The organism is Streptococcus sp. 20925_1_77, assembly GCF_041432125.1.
In the GTDB taxonomy this organism is placed as follows: Bacteria; Bacillota; Bacilli; order Lactobacillales; family Streptococcaceae; genus Streptococcus.
Genome location: NZ_JAPVZB010000014.1, coordinates 43,631 through 64,434, shown reverse-complemented (window position 1 = coordinate 64,434; position 20,804 = coordinate 43,631). Strand labels below are relative to the sequence as shown.

The 20,804-nt window shown below is 43.0% G+C and carries 16 protein-coding genes; 14 read left to right on the top strand and 2 right to left on the bottom strand.

The window, feature by feature from the left end:
* Nucleotides 1–27: 27 nt before the first annotated feature.
* Nucleotides 28–2,103 carry a GH92 family glycosyl hydrolase gene (locus O3626_RS08070; RefSeq protein WP_371496293.1) on the bottom strand — a complete coding sequence of 692 codons (2,076 nt, stop codon included), beginning with the start codon at nucleotides 2,101–2,103 and terminating at the stop codon, nucleotides 28–30.
* A gap of 215 nt (nucleotides 2,104–2,318) precedes the next feature.
* On the opposite strand from O3626_RS08070, the gene O3626_RS08065 reads away from it, so the two are divergent.
* From O3626_RS08065 to O3626_RS08010, 12 genes are all read left to right on the top strand, one after another.
* A complete protein-coding gene (locus tag O3626_RS08065; protein ID WP_371496291.1) occupies nucleotides 2,319–3,599 on the top strand; it encodes a glycoside hydrolase family 125 protein in 1,281 nt (426 codons plus the stop codon).
* 76 nt (nucleotides 3,600–3,675) lie between these two features.
* Nucleotides 3,676–6,321 (top strand): alpha-mannosidase, encoded by a 2,646-nt coding sequence (locus O3626_RS08060; RefSeq protein WP_070448806.1) that lies wholly within the window; start codon nucleotides 3,676–3,678, stop codon nucleotides 6,319–6,321.
* A gap of 86 nt (nucleotides 6,322–6,407) precedes the next feature.
* Complete coding sequence (locus O3626_RS08055; RefSeq protein ID WP_070448808.1) at nucleotides 6,408–7,277, top strand: ROK family protein; 870 nt, start codon at nucleotides 6,408–6,410, stop codon at nucleotides 7,275–7,277.
* A complete protein-coding gene (locus tag O3626_RS08050) occupies nucleotides 7,271–9,151 on the top strand; it encodes a beta-N-acetylhexosaminidase (RefSeq protein ID WP_371496288.1) in 1,881 nt (626 codons plus the stop codon). Before O3626_RS08055 ends, O3626_RS08050 begins: the two co-directional genes overlap by 7 nt.
* 225 nt (nucleotides 9,152–9,376) lie before the next feature.
* Nucleotides 9,377–10,306, top strand: coding sequence for a sugar ABC transporter permease (locus O3626_RS08045; RefSeq protein WP_003009701.1), 930 nt, complete (start codon nucleotides 9,377–9,379; stop codon nucleotides 10,304–10,306).
* A 13-nt stretch (nucleotides 10,307–10,319) separates the two neighbouring features.
* Nucleotides 10,320–11,252 carry a carbohydrate ABC transporter permease gene (locus O3626_RS08040; RefSeq protein ID WP_070587891.1) on the top strand — a complete coding sequence of 311 codons (933 nt, stop codon included), beginning with the start codon at nucleotides 10,320–10,322 and terminating at the stop codon, nucleotides 11,250–11,252.
* 79 nt (nucleotides 11,253–11,331) lie between these two features.
* Nucleotides 11,332–12,813, top strand: coding sequence for an ABC transporter substrate-binding protein (locus O3626_RS08035; protein ID WP_070448811.1), 1,482 nt, complete (start codon nucleotides 11,332–11,334; stop codon nucleotides 12,811–12,813).
* A 171-nt stretch (nucleotides 12,814–12,984) separates the two neighbouring features.
* Nucleotides 12,985–13,596 carry a YesL family protein gene (locus O3626_RS08030; protein WP_021154271.1) on the top strand — a complete coding sequence of 204 codons (612 nt, stop codon included), beginning with the start codon at nucleotides 12,985–12,987 and terminating at the stop codon, nucleotides 13,594–13,596.
* A gap of 2 nt (nucleotides 13,597–13,598) precedes the next feature.
* Nucleotides 13,599–15,245: a sensor histidine kinase gene (locus O3626_RS08025; protein WP_049492095.1), complete on the top strand. Its 1,647-nt coding sequence runs from the start codon at nucleotides 13,599–13,601 to the stop codon at nucleotides 15,243–15,245.
* Between the two features lie 10 nt (nucleotides 15,246–15,255).
* Complete coding sequence (locus O3626_RS08020) at nucleotides 15,256–16,560, top strand: response regulator transcription factor (RefSeq protein WP_049492100.1); 1,305 nt, start codon at nucleotides 15,256–15,258, stop codon at nucleotides 16,558–16,560.
* A 197-nt stretch (nucleotides 16,561–16,757) separates the two neighbouring features.
* The gene (locus O3626_RS08015; RefSeq protein ID WP_003004492.1) at nucleotides 16,758–17,351 is read left to right on the top strand and encodes a TetR/AcrR family transcriptional regulator; all 594 of its coding nucleotides are present in this window, start codon (nucleotides 16,758–16,760) and stop codon (nucleotides 17,349–17,351) included.
* Nucleotides 17,351–17,914 carry an NAD(P)H-dependent oxidoreductase gene (locus O3626_RS08010; protein WP_014712763.1) on the top strand — a complete coding sequence of 188 codons (564 nt, stop codon included), beginning with the start codon at nucleotides 17,351–17,353 and terminating at the stop codon, nucleotides 17,912–17,914. Before O3626_RS08015 ends, O3626_RS08010 begins: the two co-directional genes overlap by 1 nt.
* Before the next feature lie 83 nt (nucleotides 17,915–17,997).
* Here O3626_RS08010 and O3626_RS08005 read toward each other — a convergent pair whose 3' ends face one another.
* The gene (locus O3626_RS08005; RefSeq protein ID WP_070448816.1) at nucleotides 17,998–18,852 is read right to left on the bottom strand and encodes a methyltransferase domain-containing protein; all 855 of its coding nucleotides are present in this window, start codon (nucleotides 18,850–18,852) and stop codon (nucleotides 17,998–18,000) included.
* A gap of 235 nt (nucleotides 18,853–19,087) precedes the next feature.
* Here O3626_RS08005 and O3626_RS08000 point away from each other — a divergent pair, with 235 nt between their 5' ends.
* Complete coding sequence (locus O3626_RS08000; protein WP_129299632.1) at nucleotides 19,088–19,954, top strand: ABC transporter ATP-binding protein; 867 nt, start codon at nucleotides 19,088–19,090, stop codon at nucleotides 19,952–19,954.
* On the top strand, nucleotides 19,954–20,796 hold the full coding sequence (locus O3626_RS07995; protein ID WP_070448820.1) for an ABC transporter permease: 843 nt from the start codon (nucleotides 19,954–19,956) through the stop codon (nucleotides 20,794–20,796). Before O3626_RS08000 ends, O3626_RS07995 begins: the two co-directional genes overlap by 1 nt.
* Nucleotides 20,797–20,804: the final 8 nt, after the last annotated feature.

Below are 20,804 nucleotides of genomic sequence, written 5' to 3'. Positions count from 1 at the left end.
AAGTCGTCTGCTTTCAGACGACTTTTTTTATGGATGTGGGGGGAGCCAAGAAAGATCGAACTGAAGCAGCTGGGCTTCAAGGAGATCTTGGTGGGCAATCTCTTGCCGCTCTTTGCCATCTAATCGGGCTTTTTGGATAAAATAGGCACCTGTAGTATGGGAGTTAGCGCAAATTTTGAGCTCATGGTTTGGAAGATGGAGAAGAACTTCTTTAAAGAGAGGGAGCCCTAGATCATAGATTGGTTTTCCTGGACAGGTTGGGTAGAGTCCAAGGACCGACCAGATGTACCAAGCAGATAGGCTACCGTTGTCCTCATCACCTGGATAGGCTTGGAAATCTTGATGGAAAGCTTGGGAACGGATCTGGTGGATAAGGAGATTGGTATATTCGGGGTGAAGGCTGTGGCGGAAGAGGTAGGGAATGTGAAAGCTAGGCTGATTGGAGATGGCAATCTGCCCAAATGGAGCCTGGGCCATTTCACTCATTTCGTGGATTTCATAGCCATATCCTCTTACGTCAAATTGAGGTCTTTGATTGGCCAGATCCAGCAGTCGTTGGGTGAAGGCTTTTTTTCCGCCCATCAGCTCTATCAGGCCGGAGAGGTCGTGTAAGGCTCCAAAAGTAGCCTGGGTTGCAGAGCATTCTGCATAATCTCCTCCCCAGCTGGTAGGAGAGAAGGGCTCTTTAAAGTTGCCATTGGTGGATCGCGCTCTCATGAAGCCCGTTTGGGCATCGTACAATATTCGGTAGGAGAGGCTGGAAGCAGCATACTGAGTGGCTGTTTCTGCATGCCCCAATTGCTTGGCGACGGTGGCAATGCAAAAATCACTATAAGCATAATCGAGGCTGTGGCTAACACTTTCGCGAAAATCTTCAGGTAAGTAGCCAAGTAGCTTGTAGCTTTCATTGCCATGGCGACCAAAATGTTGCATAGGATCTGTTTTTTGGGCTGTCTGGAGCATGGCTGTGAGCATGTTTTCATGTAGGTCTGGTGCAATCCCTTTTGTGACAGCATCTGCGAAGATTCCATCGATAAGGGTGCCTGGCATCATCCCTCGTTCATCTGGGGCCAACCATTTTGGTAGAAAACCAGTATCCTGGTAAGTATTTAAAAATCCTTCGAGGAAGTGACGGTAGTAATCGGGGTAGACAAGGCTATAGAGCGGAAAAGAGGTCCGAAAGAGATCCCAAAAACCGACATTCGTATAAGCTTTTCCTGGTTTGATTTCATTATGGGTGACATCCAGGTGCCAGTCATTTCCCTCGGTATCTGTTTCATAAAAGGTTTGAGGAAAAAGGAGGAGTCGGTACAGGCAGTGGTCGAAAAAGGCTTGATCACATCCTCCGTTATCTTTCACTTCAATTCGTTTTAGTAGCTGATTCCATTGATCGGCTGCTTCTTTTTTAGCTTTTTCTAAAGAAAGGTGGGGAAGATGACTGTAAGCCATGTCTTGGGACAGATAAGAGCTTCCTAATTGAACGGTCACTTCCTTGCTAGCAAAGGTGAGAAAAAGATCTTGATCGATGTGAGTGACGTTCTCGATTGGCTGGCTAAATTGCCACTGGAGATAGAAAGAGTAGGGAGTATCTGCGGTGTGGGCCTGATCCAGAATGTGGAAGTGACAGGTGTGGTCTGTAAGGGTCAAGTCCCCTAGTTCATTTGCTGCATGAAAGCAGAGAGTCAATTTTTCTGGCGCTTGAAAGCGCATGACAGCCCCGTAGCGGCTTGGAACCAGCTCGCTTTGAATCTGATAACGTTCCGAAAAAATACGGAGGTAGTGGGGCTGAAAAAGAGCTTCTTTCAGCGAATAACTGCTCTGGCGACGGAAGAGGTCGGAACTTGTAACTTCTCCTGTGATGGGAGTGATGATGCACCAAGCGTAGTCTCCGATCCAAGGACTAGGCTGGTGGGTGAGGCGAAACCCCTGAAAAATAGGGAGATTGGGGTTGAAAAACCAAGCCCCTCGTTCATCTGTCATCTGAGGAAGGAAGTAGTTCATTCCAAAAGGAACTCCGGTATAAGGGAGGGTGTTTCCGTGCGAATAGTGGGGATGATTATCGCTTCCCCAGCGGGTATCGATGGTCTGGCAAGTAGTGTGCATCTGGTCTCCTTTTTCTTCATCAACCTTAAATGGTCTGTGTTTTTCTTTGGACACGCAGTGGTATTTTCTTCATTGTATCAAAGTGTTGTCAAATATGATAGCGTTTTTATCAAATGGAAAATTTTGTAGAAAAAGGGCTATAGTTTGCGTATGTATTTCCCCTTTGAAATCTTTTATACTGAATAGGAAAGAATCGATACGTGTGAGGAAAATAAATGACCTATTCAAAAGAAATTGTGCGAGAATGGCTGGACCAAGTAGCAGAACGTGCCAAGGAGTACCCTGAGTGGGTGGATGTCTTTGAACGTTGCTACACAGATACCTTAGACAATACAGTTGAAATTTTAGAAGACGGTTCAACTTTTGTGCTAACAGGGGATATCCCAGCTATGTGGTTGCGTGACTCTACTGCTCAATTGAGACCTTATCTTCATGTAGCTAAAAGAGACCCTCTCTTGCGCCAGAGCATTGCTGGCTTGGTCAAACGTCAGATGACTTTAATCCTCAAGGATCCCTATGCTAACTCTTTTAATATTGAAGAGAACTGGAAGGGGCATCACGAGACCGACCATACAGATCTCAATGGCTGGATTTGGGAACGCAAGTATGAAGTGGATTCGCTGTGCTATCCCTTGCAGTTAGCTTATCTCCTTTGGAAAGAAACTGGTGAGACTAGCCAGTTTGATGAAACTTTTGTTACGGCGACCAAGGAGATCCTTCATCTCTGGACAGTGGAACAAGACCACAAGAACTCTCCTTATCGTTTTGTTCGGGATACGGATCGTAAGGAAGACACGTTAGTGAATGACGGCTTTGGTCCTGACTTTGCCGTGACAGGGATGACCTGGTCAGCCTTTCGTCCGAGTGATGACTGCTGTCAGTATAGCTATCTGATTCCATCCAATATGTTTGCAGTGGTTGTCTTGGGTTATGTGCAAGAAATCTTTGCAGAGTTGAATCTAGCTGATAGTGAAAGCATCATTGCTGACGCTAAACGTCTGCAGGCTGAGATTCAAGAAGGGATCGAAAATTATGCCTACACCACTAACAGCAAGGGTGAGAAGATTTATGCCTTTGAGGTAGATGGTTTGGGAAATGCTAGCATCATGGATGATCCTAACGTACCAAGTTTGTTAGCTGCTCCCTATCTGGGTTACTGTGCTATTGACGATGAGGTCTACCAAGCTACTCGTCGGACTATTTTGAGCCCTGAAAATCCTTACTTCTATGAAGGGAAGTACGCAAGTGGACTCGGAAGTTCCCATACCTTTTATCGCTATATTTGGCCGATTGCTTTATCCATCCAAGGATTGACAACGACGGACAAGGCAGAGAAGAAATTCTTGCTGGACCAGTTGGTTGCTTGCGATGGTGGCACGGGTGTCATGCACGAAAGCTTCCACGTAGATGATCCGACTAAATACTCGCGCGAATGGTTCTCTTGGGCCAACATGATGTTCTGCGAATTGGTCTTGGATTACTTGGATATTCGTTAATGAGCTGTCGCTCAACAGATTCTTCTAAAGAATCACAAATCTATTTTTAAATTTAAGTTAGAATGAGGTTTTACTCATGGAAAATGTTGTTGTACATATCATCTCTCACAGCCACTGGGATCGTGAGTGGTATCTACCTTTTGAAAGCCACCGCATGCAATTGGTGGAACTGTTTGACAATCTGTTTGATCTTTTTGAAAATGATCCTGAATTCAAAAGCTTCCACTTGGATGGCCAAACCATTGTCCTTGACGACTATTTAGAAATTCGCCCTGAAAACCGTGACAAGGTGCAGCGTTATATCGACGAAGGCAAGCTCAAGATTGGTCCTTTTTATATCTTGCAGGATGATTACTTGATTTCCAGTGAAGCTAACGTCCGCAATACCTTGATTGGACAAGCGGAATGTGCCAAATGGGGCAAATCTACTCAGATTGGTTACTTCCCAGATACCTTTGGAAATATGGGACAAGCTCCTCAAATCCTTCAAAAATCAGGCATTCACGTAGCAGCCTTTGGTCGCGGTGTCAAACCAATCGGATTTGACAACCAAGTTCTTGGAGATGAGCAATTCACCTCTCAATTTTCTGAAATGTACTGGCAAGGGGCGGATGGTAGCCGTGTGCTGGGTATTCTTTTTGCCAACTGGTACAGTAACGGAAATGAAATTCCAGTGGATAAAGATGAAGCTTTGGCTTTCTGGAAACAAAAATTGGCAGATGTTCGTGACTATGCATCGACCAACCAATGGTTGATGATGAATGGTTGTGACCACCAACCGGTTCAACGAAACTTGAGTGAAGCCATTCGTGTGGCCAACGAACTCTTTCCTGACGTGACCTTTATTCACAGTTCTTTTGATGACTACGTGCAAGCAGTGGAAAGTGCGCTCCCTGAACAATTATCAACCGTTACAGGAGAATTGACCAGCCAGGAAACCGATGGTTGGTACACACTGGCAAATACATCTTCTTCTCGGATTTATCTCAAACAAGCCTTCCAAGAAAATAGCAACTTACTCGAGCAAGTGGTCGAACCTTTGACCATCATCACTGGTGGACATCACCACAAGGATCAGTTGACCTATGCCTGGAAGACGCTCTTGCAAAATGCGCCACACGATAGTATTTGTGGATGTAGCGTGGATGATGTTCACCGCGAAATGGAAGTTCGTTTTGCCAAGGTCAATCAAGTTGGAAACTTTGTCAAGACCAACCTTCTGAACGAATGGAAGGGTAAACTAGCGACTCAAAAAGCCCAGAGTGAGCATCTCTTTACGGTCATCAATACAGGCTTGCATGATAAGGTGGATACCGTCAGCACGATCGTCGATGTAGCGGTTTGTCCATTTAAGGAGTTGCATCCTACAGAAGGCTTCAAGAAAATGGCAGCTTTGACCTTGCCAGACTATCATGTAGAAGATTTAGACGGTCATCTTGTAGAAGCTGAGATTGAAGACTTGGGAGCAAGCTTTGGCTATACCTTGCCTAAGGATAAATTCCGCCAACCCTATATTGCACGTCAAGTGCGCGTGACGGTTCCGGTTCATTTGGCAGCCTTGTCTTGGACGACCTTCCAGCTCTTAGAAGGTAAAGCACCTCATCATGATGGTCTGTTCCAAAATGGGGTGATCGATACACCATTTGTAACCCTTAGTATCGATGAAGGTTTGACCCTCTATGATAAAACGACCAATGAGGCTTATGAGGATTTCCTTCGCTTCGAAGACCGCGGTGATATCGGAAATGAATATATCTACTTCCAACCAAAAGGGACAGAGCCAATCTATGCGGACTTAACAGCTTATGAGGTCTTGGAAAACAATGCTCGCTATGCCAAAATCTTGCTCAAGCATGACTTGACCATTCCAGTCAGCGCAGATGAACAATTGGATGCGGAGCAAAGAGGGATTATCGAGTTCATGAGACGAGATGCAGGTCGCTCAGAAGAGCTGACAACCATCCCTCTTGAAACGGAGATGATCATCTTTGTAGATGATCCGCAAATTCGCTTCAAGACGCGCTTCACCAATACAGCCAAGGATCACCGTATCCGCCTCTTGGTTAAGACTCACAATACGCGTCCAAGCAACGACTCGGAAAGCATTTATGAGGTGGTGACACGGCCAAATAAACCAGCCGCTTCTTGGAAAAATCCTGAAAATCCTCAACACCAACAAGCCTTTGTCAGCTTGTATGATGATGTCAAAGGAGTGACAGTAGCTAACAAAGGATTGAACGAATATGAAATCCTTGGAGACGACACAATAGCTGTAACCCTTCTTCGTGCTTCAGGAGAACTCGGTGACTGGGGCTATTTCCCAACACCAGAAGCACAATGCTTGCGGGCCTTTGAGGTGGAATATGCAGTGGAATGCCATCAAGCTCAGGGCCGCTTCTCAGCTTTCCGTCGTGCCAAAGCCTTCCAGGTACCATTTACAGATCTTCAAGTTGCAAAACAAGAGGGTAGCGTTGCAGCAACGGGAAGTCTCTTTAACCATCCGGCACTGAACTTGCCACAAGTATGTCCAACAGCCTTTAAGGTAGCAGAAAATGAAGAAGGTTACATCCTTCGCTATTACAATATGAGCCAAGAAAATGTGCGCGTGTCAGAAGGGCAACAAACGGTTGTCGATCTTCTGGAGCAACCGTATCCGGTCCACTCAGGACTATTGGCACCACAGGAAATTCGAACAGAATTGATCAAAAAAGAAGAAATTTAATTTCAAAAAGTAAACATAAACAGAAAGGAGGAGCGAAAAAAGTAAGAACCGACTGCTTTTCTCGCTCCTTTTTGCAGGTGAAAGCAATGACCATTGCAACGATTGATATCGGAGGGACTGGGATTAAGTTTGCTAGTCTCACTCCTGATGGAAAGATTTTAGATAAGGCCAGCACCCCAACGCCAAAAACTCTAGAGGATTTGCTGGCTTGGTTGGACCAACGCTTGTCAGAACGTGACTACCGTGGGATTGCCATAAGTGTCCCAGGAGCCGTTCATCAAGAAACCGGGGTGATTGAGGGGATCAGTGCCATTCCTTATATCCATGGTTTTTCTTGGTATGAGGCGCTTGCTCATCATAAGCTCCCTGTCCATTTAGAAAATGATGCCAACTGTGTTGGACTGAGTGAATTGCTGGCGCATCCTGAGATTGAAAATGCAGCCTGTGTTGTCATTGGCACAGGAATTGGTGGGGCTATGATTATCAATGGTAAGCTTCACCGTGGTCGCCATGGTTTGGGTGGAGAGTTTGGTTACATGACAACCATCGAACCAGCAGAAAAACTCAATAACTGGTCACAATTAGCTTCTACAGGAAACATGGTTCGTTATGTGATTGAAAAATCAGGTCAGTCAGACTGGGATGGCCGTAAGGTTTATCAAGAGGCTGCAGCAGGCAATGCCCTTTGCCAAGAAGCCATTGAGCGGATGAATCGAAATCTAGCTCAAGGGCTCCTCAATATTCAGTACCTAATCGACCCAGATGTCATTAGCCTCGGTGGCTCTATCAGTCAGAACCCAGATTTTATCAAAGGGGTGCAAAAAGCGGTAGACGTCTTTGTGGAAAGATATGAAGAGTATACAATTGCGCCAGTGATCCAAGCTTGCACCTATCAGGCAGATGCCAATCTCTACGGTGCCCTTGTCAATTGGTTACAGGAGGAAAACCAATGGTAACTTTTACAGGACTTAGTTCCAAACAAGCCCAAGCTATCGAAGCATTAAAAAAGCACATTTCTCTACCAGATGTAGAAGTGGCGGTCACCCAGTCTGACCAAGCTTCTATCTCTATCAAAGGTGAGGGTGGAGAATATCAATTGACTTATCGCAAACCTCACCAACTCTATCGCGCCTTGTCTGTTCTCGCAACAGATTTGGTAGAAGGTGATAAGGTAGAGATTGAAGAACAAGCGGCTTATGAAGATTTAGCCTACATGGCGGACTGTTCGCGAAATGCAGTTCTAAATGTTGCATCAGCCAAGCAGATGATTGAAGTCTTGGCTCTGATGGGTTATTCAACCTTTGAGCTCTACATGGAAGACACCTATCAGATTGAAGGGCAACCTTATTTTGGTTATTTCCGCGGGGCTTATTCAGCTGAAGAATTACAGGAAATTGAAGCCTACGCCCAGCAGTTTGACATGACCTTTGTACCATGTATCCAGACCTTGGCCCACTTGTCAGCTTTTGTCAAGTGGGGTGTCAAAGAAGTCCAGCAACTCCGCGATGTAGAGGACATTCTCCTTATCGGTGAAGAAAAAGTTTATGACCTGATTGACGGCATGTTTGCGACTTTGTCTAAGCTCCAAACACGCAAGGTCAATATCGGCATGGACGAAGCCCACTTGGTTGGTTTGGGACGCTATCTCATCTTAAATGGTGTTGTGGACCGTAGCCTCCTCATGTGTCAACATTTGGAGCGCGTGCTGGATATTGCAGACAAGTATGGTTTCCACTGCCAGATGTGGAGCGATATGTTCTTCAAACTCATGTCAGCAGATGGCCAGTACGACCGTGATGTGGAAATTCCAGAGGAAACACGCGTTTATCTTGATCGTCTCAAAGACCGTGTGACCTTGGTTTACTGGGATTATTATCAGGATAGCGAAGAAAAATACAACCGTAACTTCGGTAATCACCACAAGATTAGCCAGGATATTGCCTTTGCAGGTGGTGCTTGGAAATGGATTGGTTTTACACCACACAACCATTTCAGTCGTCTCATCGCTGTCGAAGCTAATAAAGCCTGCCGTGCTAATCAGATCAAGGAAGTCATTGTGACGGGTTGGGGAGATAATGGTGGTGAAACAGCTCAGTTTTCGGTCCTGCCAAGCTTGCAAATCTGGGCAGAACTCAGCTACCGCAATGATTTAGACCGTTTGTCTGCTCACTTCAAGACCAATACAGGTCTATCCGTTGAGGACTTTATGCAACTTGACCTAGCCAATCTCTTACCAGACCTACCAGATAATCTCAGTGGTATCAACCCTAATCGCTATGTCTTTTATCAGGATGTTCTCTGCCCTATTCTTGACAGACACATGACACCTGAACAGGACAAGCCCCACTTTGCTAAAGCTGCTGAGACCCTTGCTGACATTAAAGAAAAAGCAGGCGCCTATGCTTATCTTTTCGAAACTCAGGCCCAGTTGAATGCCATTTTAAGTAGTAAAGTGGATGTGGGACGACGCATTCGTCAAGCCTATCAAACAGGTGATAAAGAGAGCTTGCAACAAATTGCTAGGGAAGAATTACCAAAACTTAGAAGCCAGATTGAAACCTTCCACAAGCTCTTTAGCCAGCAATGGTTGAAAGAAAACAAGGTCTTTGGCTTGGATACAGTAGATATTCGTATGGGTGGACTCTTGCAACGAATTAAGCGAGCAGAAAGCCGTATTGAGGACTATCTAACTGGTTCCATCTCACGTATCGATGAACTAGAAGTAGAGATTCTACCATTCAACGATTTCTACGGAGATCAGGACTTCGCAGCCACAACAGCTAATCAATGGCATACCATTGCGACTGCGTCAACTATTTATACAACGTAAAAAATGCCAAGTTGGATGACAGATGTCTTATCCACGGTGGATAGGAGTAGAAGAGGAGCTGTGTTTACCATCGCCCTTTTCTACTCCTTTTTTAAAGCTATGTCATAAATTTGTAGAATTTTTTCTATAATTAGGAGTTTGAAAAGAGAAAATGGCTATCTTATAATAAGTATTGTAAACGCTACCAAAGTGAAAACACGCTCAAGGCTCAAAGGGGGGAGTTAAATGAAAAAGTTTGTAAGGACTCTGAGAGAAAATTTCATTTTTCTTTTAATGGTCTTACCTGGTGCAGCGTGGTTAATCTTATTCTTCTATATTCCGGTTTTTGGGAATATCGTAGCATTTAAGGACTATCATATTACAGGAGAAGGCTTCATCGACAGTGTCATGAAGAGTAAATGGGTTGGCTTTGACAACTTCAAGTTCCTCTTTAGTTCCAAAGATGCCTACATTATTACAAGAAATACGGTCTTGTACAACTTAGGATTTATCTTCTTAGGATTGATTGTTTCCGTTGGGATCGCCATCATCTTTAGTGAGTTGAGATCAAAAAGAGTGGTCAAGGTGCTTCAAACCTCCATGCTCTTCCCATACTTCCTATCATGGGTTATCATCAGCTTCTTCACCGATGCCTTCCTGAACGTGGACAAAGGATTGGTCAACCACATCTTAACTTCATTTGGTATGAAAGCCATCAATTTCTATTCGGAATTGTGGATCTGGCCAGCGCTTCTCCTCTTCTTAGGAATCTGGAAAGGCTTTGGTTATAGTAGTGTCATGTACTATGCAACCATCATGGGAATTGACCCAACTTACTATGAAGCAGCGACCGTGGATGGTGCGTCTAAGTGGCAACGCATTCGCAATATCACTATTCCTCAGTTGTCTTCCTTGATCACGGTCTTGACCATTCTTGCAGTCGGAAATATCTTCCGCGCAGACTTCGGTCTCTTCTACCAAATCCCGCATAATGCTGGAGCGCTCTATAGTGTGACCAACGTTATTGATGTTTATGTCTACAACGGTTTGACCAAGTCAGGGGATATCGGGATGACAGCAGCAGCCGGTCTTTACCAATCGGTAGTCGGTTTGGTTCTTGTTTTAATCTCAAATATCATTGCCCGTCGCATTGATAAGAATGCCGCTCTCTTCTAGAAAGGAGGATCGTATGAAAAAATCAACCATTCAAAAAGAAAAAATTGATAATGTCGGGATCCATTCTTTCAGTAAGAAGAGCAACTTCTTCTTTACCTTGTTGTTGACCTTAGTCGGATTGACCTGTGTACTTCCCTTCATCTTCGTTGTCATGATCTCTTTGACAGACGAACAAAGTTTGGCAGTCCATGGATTCCAATTCTGGCCGGCAAAATTTGGATTTGATGGTTACCTTTTCTTGGTACAGTTCAAAGACAAAATCTTGCAAGCCCTCTTCATTACCTTGTTTGTGACCATTGTGGGGACAGCATGTAATGTCTTTATCACAACAACCTATGCTTATGCGATCTCACGGAGTACCTTTAAATACCGCAAGTTCTTTACCGTATTTTCACTCCTTAGTATGCTCTTTAGTGCAGGGTTGGTACCGGGCTATATTGTCACCACTCAACTCTTGCAATTGGGTGATACCATCGGGGCTTTGATTATCCCAATGTTGCTTAGCCCATTTAACATCATCTTGATGCGGACCTTCTTTAAACGGACCATTCCAGAAGCCATTCTTGAATCCGCTCGGATCGATGGGGCAAGTGAAACACGGATCTTCTTCCAAATCTGCTTGCCATTGTCTCTACCAGGGATTGCGACTATCAGTTTGTTCACTGCTTTAGGATTCTGGAACGACTGGTTCAACGCCCTCCTCTATATTAAGAGTGACAACCTTTACCCATTGCAATACCTCTTGATGCAAATCCAAAACAATATGGATTACATCGCTAAAAACGTCGGGGTATCCGGCCAATTGGCAGGAGCTGTACAATCCATCCCACGGGAAACAGGACGTATGGCCATGGTGGTTGTGGCAACAGTGCCAATCGCCATTCTCTATCCATTCTTCCAACGCTACTTTGTAAAAGGCTTGACCATCGGTGGTGTGAAAGAATAACATCGTTCATTGAAAATCAACAGGATTTTCAACTCATAACTTAGTCTAAAAAGAAAATAACATAAAGGAGATTTTTCTTATGAAAAATTGGAAAAAATATGCGTTAGCATCTGCTAGTGTCATCGCTCTTGGAGCTACTCTTGCTGCTTGTGGAAGCCTTACAGGTAACAACAAGAAATCTGCAACAACTGAAGACGGTAAACCAATCATCAAGATGTACCAAATCGGTGATAAACCAGATAACTTGGATGTTCTTCTTAAAAATGCCAACAAGATCATTGAAAAGAAAGTTGGCGCAAAATTGGATATCCAATATCTTGGTTGGGGTGACTACGCACAAAAAATGAACGTCATCATCTCATCTGGTGAAAACTATGATATTGCCTTTGCCAACAACTACGTTATCAATGCTCAAAAAGGTGCCTATGCTGACTTGACAGAATTGTACAAGAAAGAAGGGAAAGAACTTTACAAAGCACTTGACCCAGCATACATCAAAGGGAACACTGTAAATGGCAAGATCTATGCTGTTCCAGTAGCAGCCAACGTTGCATCTTCTCAAAACTTTGCCTTCAACGGACCACTTCTTGAAAAATATGGTATCGACGTTTCAAACGTCAAAGACTATGCTTCTCTTGAACCAGTCTTGAAAGCTATCAAAGAAAAAGATCCAAACGTTGTTCCATTTGCAATGAACAAGAGCTACGGTGGACCTTCAGATGACTTCGACTATGTGGCTGTTGATGGACTTCCATTCGTTGTTGACTTGAAAGGTGACACTACTAAGATCGTTGACCGTTACACAATTCCTCGTTATGTAGAAAACTTGAAGACTCTTCACAAATACTACGAAGCAGGATACATTCCAAAAGACGTAGCAACGAGCGACACTGGTTATGATCTTTCTCAAGATACATGGTTGGTTCGTGAAGAAACAGTAGGACCAGCTGACTACGGTAACAGCTTGCTTTCTCGTGTAGCAAACCGTAAGATCGACATCAAACCATTTACTGAACTGTACAAGAAAAACAACACCACTCAAGTAGCTAACTTTGTTATCTCAAACAACTCTAAGAACAAAGAAAAAGCCATGGAAGTGTTGAACCTCTTGAACACTGATCCAGAACTCTTGAACGGCCTTGTTTATGGACCAGAAGGCAAGAACTGGGAAAAAGTTGCCGGTAAAGAAAACCGTGTCAAAGTCTTGGATGGCTACAACGGAAACACTCACATGTCTGGATGGAACACTGGTAACAACTGGATTCTTTACATCAACGAAAACGTAACAGATGAACAAATTGCACAATCTAAGAAAGATTTGGAAACTGCAAAAGAATCTCCAGCACTTGGCTTCATCTTTAACACAGACAAAGTGAAATCAGAAATCACTGCTCTTACAAATACTTTGAACCAATTCGCAGGTGCGATCAATACTGGTACTGTGGATCCTGAAGTAGAAGTTCCTAAGATGCTTGAAAAATTGAAATCAGAAGGTGCTTACCAAAAAGTGCTTGACGAAATGCAAAAACAATACGACGAATTCCTTGCTTCTAAAAAATAAGAAACAGGTCGTGTGAAAAGGCTTTGGGGCTGTCTCCAAGGCCTTTTTAAGTTTTTATGAAAATGAATCCTGGAAATGAAAATCAATATTTCAATTCACTAATGCAAATATGAGGAAAGCGTTTTATTTTTATGATATAATAGAATAACTAATTGGGAAAGAGGCTGAATGATGGGAAAAATCATCGAGTTCATTTTTACGAGAGTCTATGTTGCTATGCTGGTAACAGGGATTTTTTGGGTCTTGACGATCTGTGGGGGTGTTCTGCTAGGAGTAGGACCGGCTAGTGCCACTATCATGAGCCTCTATGCGGAAAATGGCATGACCTACAAGGACTATCATTGGTCACGCGCTTGGGAACTCTTCAAAGAAAATCTACGCCCGGCTAATCAAGTCTTTTACACCTTCTTTGCCATTGAAGGGGTTCTCCTTTATGGCATGTACCTCATGATCCAGATTCCTCACTTGAATTTCTTCCAAATTTTGGTTCTTTTGTTTAATCTGGTTTTTCTCTTGGTTGCGCCTCTAGCTTACGCCGTTTATTTGAAATTGCAAGTTCATTTCGATCTCTCTTATGCCAATAGTATCAAGCTCAGTTTGATCGGAATGTTGCTGGACATTCGTCCGGTTCTCAAGTTCATCCTTGGAACTGCGCTACTTGGCGTCATTAGCTACTATATGCCAGCCCTTCTCTTTTTCGTCTTGATCGGTGTATGGCATTTCTTTGTCAATGATATCTTTGACCCTGTTTATCAAAATATCCACGAAAAATTGGTATCCTAACGATGAAAAAAATCTGGTTAAGTACGCTTTTAAAATTCTACGCCTATGTCATGGTGGTCATTTTGACCATTATGGGTCTCGTCGTAGCGGGGATCTCTTGGAAAAACCAGCAAACTGAAGCCGATCGGATTGCCCAACGGGTCTTGACTGAAGTCGTGACGGATCTCGAGACCTCTTATCAGCGGGTCACACAAGAAGGGCGTAGTCTCGTTGAAAACCCTGCAAAGTTAGAAGGGGTTTATCGCTATTTTACCTTGTCACCATCGGAGTATGAGACTTGGCGATTGAATGCCCAGTTCCCTTCTTATATCCAATTGTCCCTACATAAGAATATTGACAGTCTCTATTTGAGCAATAAAAACATCGAGGGCATCGATGTCACCTTGTCTGATTACAAGACAGTATTTGTCTCTACCCGGCAATCGAAGGGGGGGAAGCAAGTTTCAGCGGACCATTACAAGGCTCCTGCGACAGCCATTCCGGTTCCTTTGACAGATCCGACTACGGGTGCTGGAGTTGGGATCGCTTATATGACGCTGGACCAGGAAATTTTGACGGCAGCAATTGACAATGCTAGAGGAGATCTACCGGTTGCTGTGCGGATCTTCACTCCCTTTGGGAAAGAAATGTACCATGAAGGGGATAAGGAGCAAGCAAAAGATGTTAAATGGCAAACCCGTAGCACGATCTATGGCTACAAGGTGGATGTCGTCGTTTCTGAAAGTTATTTGGTCAAGAAGGGTCTAGCTAACCTGACCACTTTTCTCTCCATTGCCTTCCTGATTTTCTTGATCCTGTACTTGTTATTACGGCAGATTTTCAAAAATTACCGGCGTCAAGTCCTCGACTTGGTTGATACCATGAATCAGATCAGTCAAGGCGATAGTGAACGTCGGATTGATACTTCGACCAAGGACCAAGAACTTTTGGTCATTGGTAATATGATCAATACCATGTTAGACAATATGGACAAGAACATTCGGGATATCTACCAGTTGCAGCTCAGCCAAAAAGATGCCAATATGCGGGCCTTACAAGCCCAGATCAATCCCCATTTCATGTACAATACACTGGAATTTATCCGGATGTATGCCGTCATGCAAGAGCAGGATGAATTGGGTGATATTATCTATGAGTTTAGTAGTCTCTTGCGCAATAATATCTCAGATGAGCGAGTGACGACGGTTGAAAATGAGCTCGAATTTTGTCGCAAATACAGCTACCTCTGCATGGTACGTTATCCAAAATCGATTGCCTATGGCTTTAAGATCGATCCAGGTTTGGAAAAAATGAAGATTCCAAAATTCACCATCCAGCCTTTGGTCGAGAACTATTTTGCGCATGGGGTGGACCATAAACGCAAGGACAATGTGATCAGTGTCAAGGTCTTGCAAGGAGAAGGGCAGGTCATCATCTTGATCACTGATAATGGGCGCGGGATGAAAGAAGAACAGCTAGAAAGCATTCAAGAGATGCTAGCCAATCGCAATCCACGCTCAGAAATCGAAGAAAAGAGTGGTCGGCAGTCCATCGGAATTGTCAATGTCCATGAACGCCTGCTGCTCTATTTTGGAGATCGCTACCATATCCAAGTCTTCTCCCAACCTAACCATGGAGTGACTTATACGATAACCATTCAAGATGAATAAAGGAGACAGAATGTACAAAGTCTTATTAGTAGACGATGAGTATATGATTACAGAAGGGTTAAAAAAATTAATCCCCTTTGACCACTGGAATATGGAAGTGGTCGCAACTGCAGAAGATGCAGACCAGGCCCTTGATTATGTGCGAGAGTATCCGGTAGATGTGGTGATCACGGATGTCAATATGCCTGGGAAAACTGGACTTCAGATGATTGCTGAGATGAAGGATTTGATCCCAGATGCTGCCTTTATCATTATGTCAGGCTATCAGGATTTTGAATACGTCAAGACAGCTCTCAATTTGCGCGTGGCAGACTACCTGCTCAAACCGGTCAATAAGGTGGAGATGGGCAATATCCTAGAAAAAATTCAGCATAAAATCCAGCAACCAAGCCAAGAGTTGGCCGACCGTTTGATTCACGATGATATCTCTGAGGAAGAGTTTTGTCGCTATATCGCAGGTCGGAACTCATTGTGGATTGGAGTCGCTAAGGAGAAAAAAGGCTTTATCAGCTCGTCTTATCAAGTTCTTGGGCAAAATCTTCAACTCTTTATCTCGGATCAGGAAGAAGAAGCCATGATTGAGAAGGCCTTTGAACCTCCGTATAAGGAGCACTTTCATCAATTTAAGGATCTAGTGGAGCGGAGCCTCTTTTATGGGGCGACCCCTCTCAATCAAGATGAAGAAGTCTTCCATTACTACGAGCCGGCCTATCGGGTGATCATGCAAGGAAATATCCAACAGATCTTAGAAGAACTGGACTGGTTAGAAAAAATGATCCTTGAGAAGACCCCTAAGGTCTCACTGACCAAGCAGCTCTTTATCCAATTTTTGATGGATGTCTTTCATTTGTTTGAATACCTACAAGGAGATGATTTGGCCGATGTGGTCAAGAAAGTCCAAGAAGCTGCTACCTTTAGAGAGATGATTAGCTTTATCCAGGAAGAATTGTCCCGTTTCTTATCCCACTATCGGATGAACGAAAATGTAGCGAGTGTCCTCCAAGTGATTAGCCGTGATTACCAAAAAGAGCTGTCGCTCAAGGACATCAGTCAGGCTCTCTTTATCAATCCAGTCTATTTAGGCCAATTGATTAAACGAGAAACCAATGCAACGTTCGCAGAACTCCTCAACAAACAGCGGATTAAGGCTGCCCAGCAGCTCCTCTTATCGACCAATGACAGCATTGAAGATATCTGCTATAAAGTTGGTTACAGTAATGTAGGCTATTTCTACAAGGTTTTCCGTAAACTCTGTGGGAAATCGCCTAAAACCTATCGCTTACAAGTCATGACAGAGCATACAGAAGATGAGTAAAAGGCTGAGACGATTTGTCTCAGCTTTTTAATTGAAGATAAAGTCTTCTTAGAAACTTTCCTTAGGTGAGTAGATAACAGAAGGTCAGAGACTCTGAAGCTAAGTTTTGAGTATTTTTTAATTTGACAAATATAAGTAGACAGTGTATACTTTATAAAAAGTAGACGGCGTATACTTTGATAGGGAAAGGTGGTCAAATGAAACGGAATACGGAAGAACTGAAAGAAAAGTTAATTTCGGTCGGCATTGAAGAAATTAGAACTAACGGGATTGACCGGATGTCTATGCGTACAATAGCTCAAAAATGTGGGGTGACTCATGGAGCTCCCTATAAGCATTTTGGAAGTAAAGATAGATATATTCAAGTGGTTATGGAACACTTATCAATGTTCTTTTTGACAAATATGATACAAGGGATTGATACTTCCATAGATGCAAGAACTCAACTAATTCTGATGGGCTGTAACTTTGTAAGGTTTGCCCAAGAGGAAACCTATCTATTTGAAGCATTATTTATCAAATTTCCATATAACTATTTGGAGCTATCCCAGGAAACTATTTCAGTCAACTCCTCTTTACCAGGATTTGAACATTTTAAGTCGGTAGCGTTAAGACTTAAAGATGAGGAAAATCTTTCTAGTAGTGACGCAGAAATTTTGATCCATTTTTGGAGTTTTATTGCTGGTTTGGCTCTATTGGTAAGGAGTCCCGTTGGAGAAAGCTTTAAAGAAAATGATGTTCAAAAGACCGTCAGAACGATGCTTGATATTTATATAAAAGGAGATAGCTGATGAATGTTTTAATAATCTATTCACATCCGAATGAAACAAGTTATAATGCATCAATCCTTCAAACTGTGCAAAAGCATTTAGCACCAGAGCATAGGGTTAAAATAGTAGACTTATATAAAGAAAACTTTGATCCGGTTTTACGTTTTGATGAAAGGCATAAAAGGAGAGATTTACAGCATAATGAAGACATGAAACCGTATAGAGATTTATTGAGTTGGGCGGATCAGTTGATTTTTATTTTCCCTACTTGGTGGAGTGGAATGCCAGCTATTTTAAAAGGTTTTATTGATCGTGTTTTTGTTGCAGGTTTTGCTTATCAGAATGGACCTCGAGGTCCGGTGGGGCAACTAGATGGAAAAGCATGGATCATTACGACGCATAATACGCCAAAAATTTTTCTTCCTTTTTCTCAAGACTACGCAAAGGTTCTAAAATCCCAAATCTTGAAACCCTGTGGTATTAAACCGGTTAAAGTGACACAAGTTACACGAGTGGAATATATGAGTGATCGTCAACGGAAAGAAGAACTCGAAAAAATCGCACAAATAGCAAAAAGGATTTAAAAAGTGCTTTACAAGTCATGACAGAGCATACAGAAGATGAGTAAAAGGCTGAGACGATTGTCTCAGCCTTTTTACTTTTCATTTTACGTCCTTTGTATCTTGATTTTCCCAACTAGCAGCTCAGCTTCAATGGTGATTTCTTTGAGTTGGGTCCAATCGATTTTTTCTTGGTCAACGTGAAATAGAAGGGGGGTCATGGCGAGGAGCGCCTGGCGTTCTTCAGGAGTTAAACTCTTGGTGAGGCTGACCGTTTCGGATGAGAGGATCTGGCAGTGGTCTTCAAAGTGCTCCAAAATTTCCTGGTTGGAGTAGGACTGCTTGGTCAATTGATCTTGGGCCAACTGACGAATTTCTTTTAGATGAGAAGAGGTTGGAACGACCTTAATGATGACCCCTTCAGCTTTTAAGACACGCTCAAATTCAGCGTAATTAGCCGGGGAGAAGATGTCCAAAATGACATCCATACTCTTGGATTGAATGGGTAGATGAGCCAAGTCTCCTACAAACCAATTGACCTTCCAGCTAGCGTCACTCTTGGCAGCTAGTTGCACAGATTCCTTGGAAAGATCAAAGGCATAGAAAGTAGCCTTGGGATAGGCTTCTTGTAGTTTTCGGGAGTAATAGCCTTCTCCGCAACCGATATCTAGAATTCTGGCATCACTGGTCGGAATTTTTTGTCCGATCGCTGTTAGAATCGGCTCGTAAAAACCTGCTTCCAAGATTAGCTGGCGATTCTGGAAATTTTCTTTGTCATAGTCCTTCGATTGTTTGATCTGAGGAGCTAGGTTGACATAGCCGAATTTCGCTAAATCAAAAGAATGGCCCTTGGGACATTTAAAACTGGTCTCCACAAGTTCTAGGTCCAGTTGACAGATGGGACAGGCAAAAGCAGTGGCTGTTTGAAATCGTTGTAATTTTGGTTTGATCGGTGTATTCATATTAGTAGTGTAACAAAAGAGCCTCTAGATAGCAACCGATGTTTTAATGGGACTAAGTCACACTTTTTTAACGAATCTACGCGGTATTGAATGGAACTTGAGTCTCTTTATTTAATTTCCTTATTTTAATCTCTTCTATCTCGCCACTCATCTCTTCATTTTGACCACTTATCCCCAAAAGCCGTTTTTTAAATGGCTTTTTTGTTAGACTGGTTCTATCAAAAGGAGAGAGAACATGATATTACAAGCTAAAAACATCAGTAAACGATATGGAAATCATTTAGCCGTAAACAATATTCATTTACAGTTTGAAAAGGGAACCTTTAATGCGATTCTAGGACCAAATGGGGCGGGGAAATCAACAACGATTTCCATATTGATTGGTTTGAAACAACCAACGCAAGGTGAAATCATCTATGAACCAGGTACTAAAATTGGTGTGGTCTTCCAGACTAGTGTCTTAGATGAGATGCTAACGGTTAGGGAAAATCTGACCATTCGTGCGAAACAGTATAAAGGCTTAAAACCCGATCGTGTGTCTGATCTCATTGGTCGGCTAGGCCTATCAGCTTTCCAAAAGCAGAAATACGGAACGCTTTCAGGTGGCCAAAAGCGTCGAGTTGACATTGCGCGTGCTCTACTACACAGTCCAGACCTTTTGTTCTTAGATGAGCCAACGACAGGTCTGGATATCCAAACCCGGAAGTCTATTTGGGATTTGCTCTATCAATTGCAGAGAGAAGAGGGAATGACTGTTGTTTTGACCACGCATTATCTTGACGAAGCAGATGAAGCTGATCAAATTTATATTGTAGACCATGGGGAAGTGATTGCTCAAGGATCGGCACTAGATATTAAGAGTCAGTATGCTACTAATATCTTAAAGATTCGTTTCAAGGAGATGCAGCAGATAGAAAGTCTCAAATCTTCGGGAATGTCAGTAGAGCAACAAAGTCAATTGGAGTATATTTTTCAACCCAAGAGTGAAAGGGAAGCCATTGATTATCTGGCGCAAGTTAGAGATAATCTAGCCCATTTTGAGTTTCGTCCAGGGACCATGGATGATGCCTTTATTGCACTTACAGGAAGAGAGGTCCGCTAATGCTAGCCTTACTAAAGCGAAATTTTTTATTGTATTTTAGGAATCGTTCAGGAGTTTTCTTCTCCCTGTTGGGAGCCTTGATTTCCTTTGTTCTCTATATTATTTTTCTTCAAAAAAATCTAACAGATGCTTGGGCTCAGCTCCCCAATAGTGGTCCTGTGTTAAATAATTGGTTAATGAGTGGGACGCTGGCTGTGACAGGGATTACGACAAGTCTGGCTGCCCTGACTCAGTTAGTAAAGGACCGTGAACATCAAGTAGATCAGGATCTTTATTTATCGGACCAAGGAAAGTGGCGGTTACCATTTTCGTATCTAACGAGCGCAATCATCATCTCTTTTTTCATGCAGGCCCTTATGTATGTGCTGATGTGTGGCTATTTTAGAGAAGTTCCAACCCTTTCTCTATTACCTGAGGTACTCCTCATCATGTTGCTTAGTAGCCTGCTTTCTAGTTTAGTGAATGCCATTTTTGTTTATTTTTTCCATTCCGTAGACAGTCTTGGGAAGTTTTCGACCATAGTGGGTACAGCTTCTGGTTTTTTGGTAGGGACTTATGTACCTTTAGGTGTTTTACCTGATTTTGCACAACTACTAATGGAATGTACTCCAGCAACTTATATTGCTGCACTTTATCGACAAGTACTCATGAAAGAAGCAGTGAGCGAAACCTTTAAGGGGCGAGATGATCTTCTTCGAGAATTTCAAGAAAAAATGGGCGTTCAGCTCAAATGGCAAGCCTTATTGACAAAGGAACAAACATACCTTATAGTGTTAGGTGGTATTCTTCTAGCTTTGGGGATTTGGATTTCCTTAGCAAAAAGATCGAGTAAAAGAAAGTAAGTGAGAAT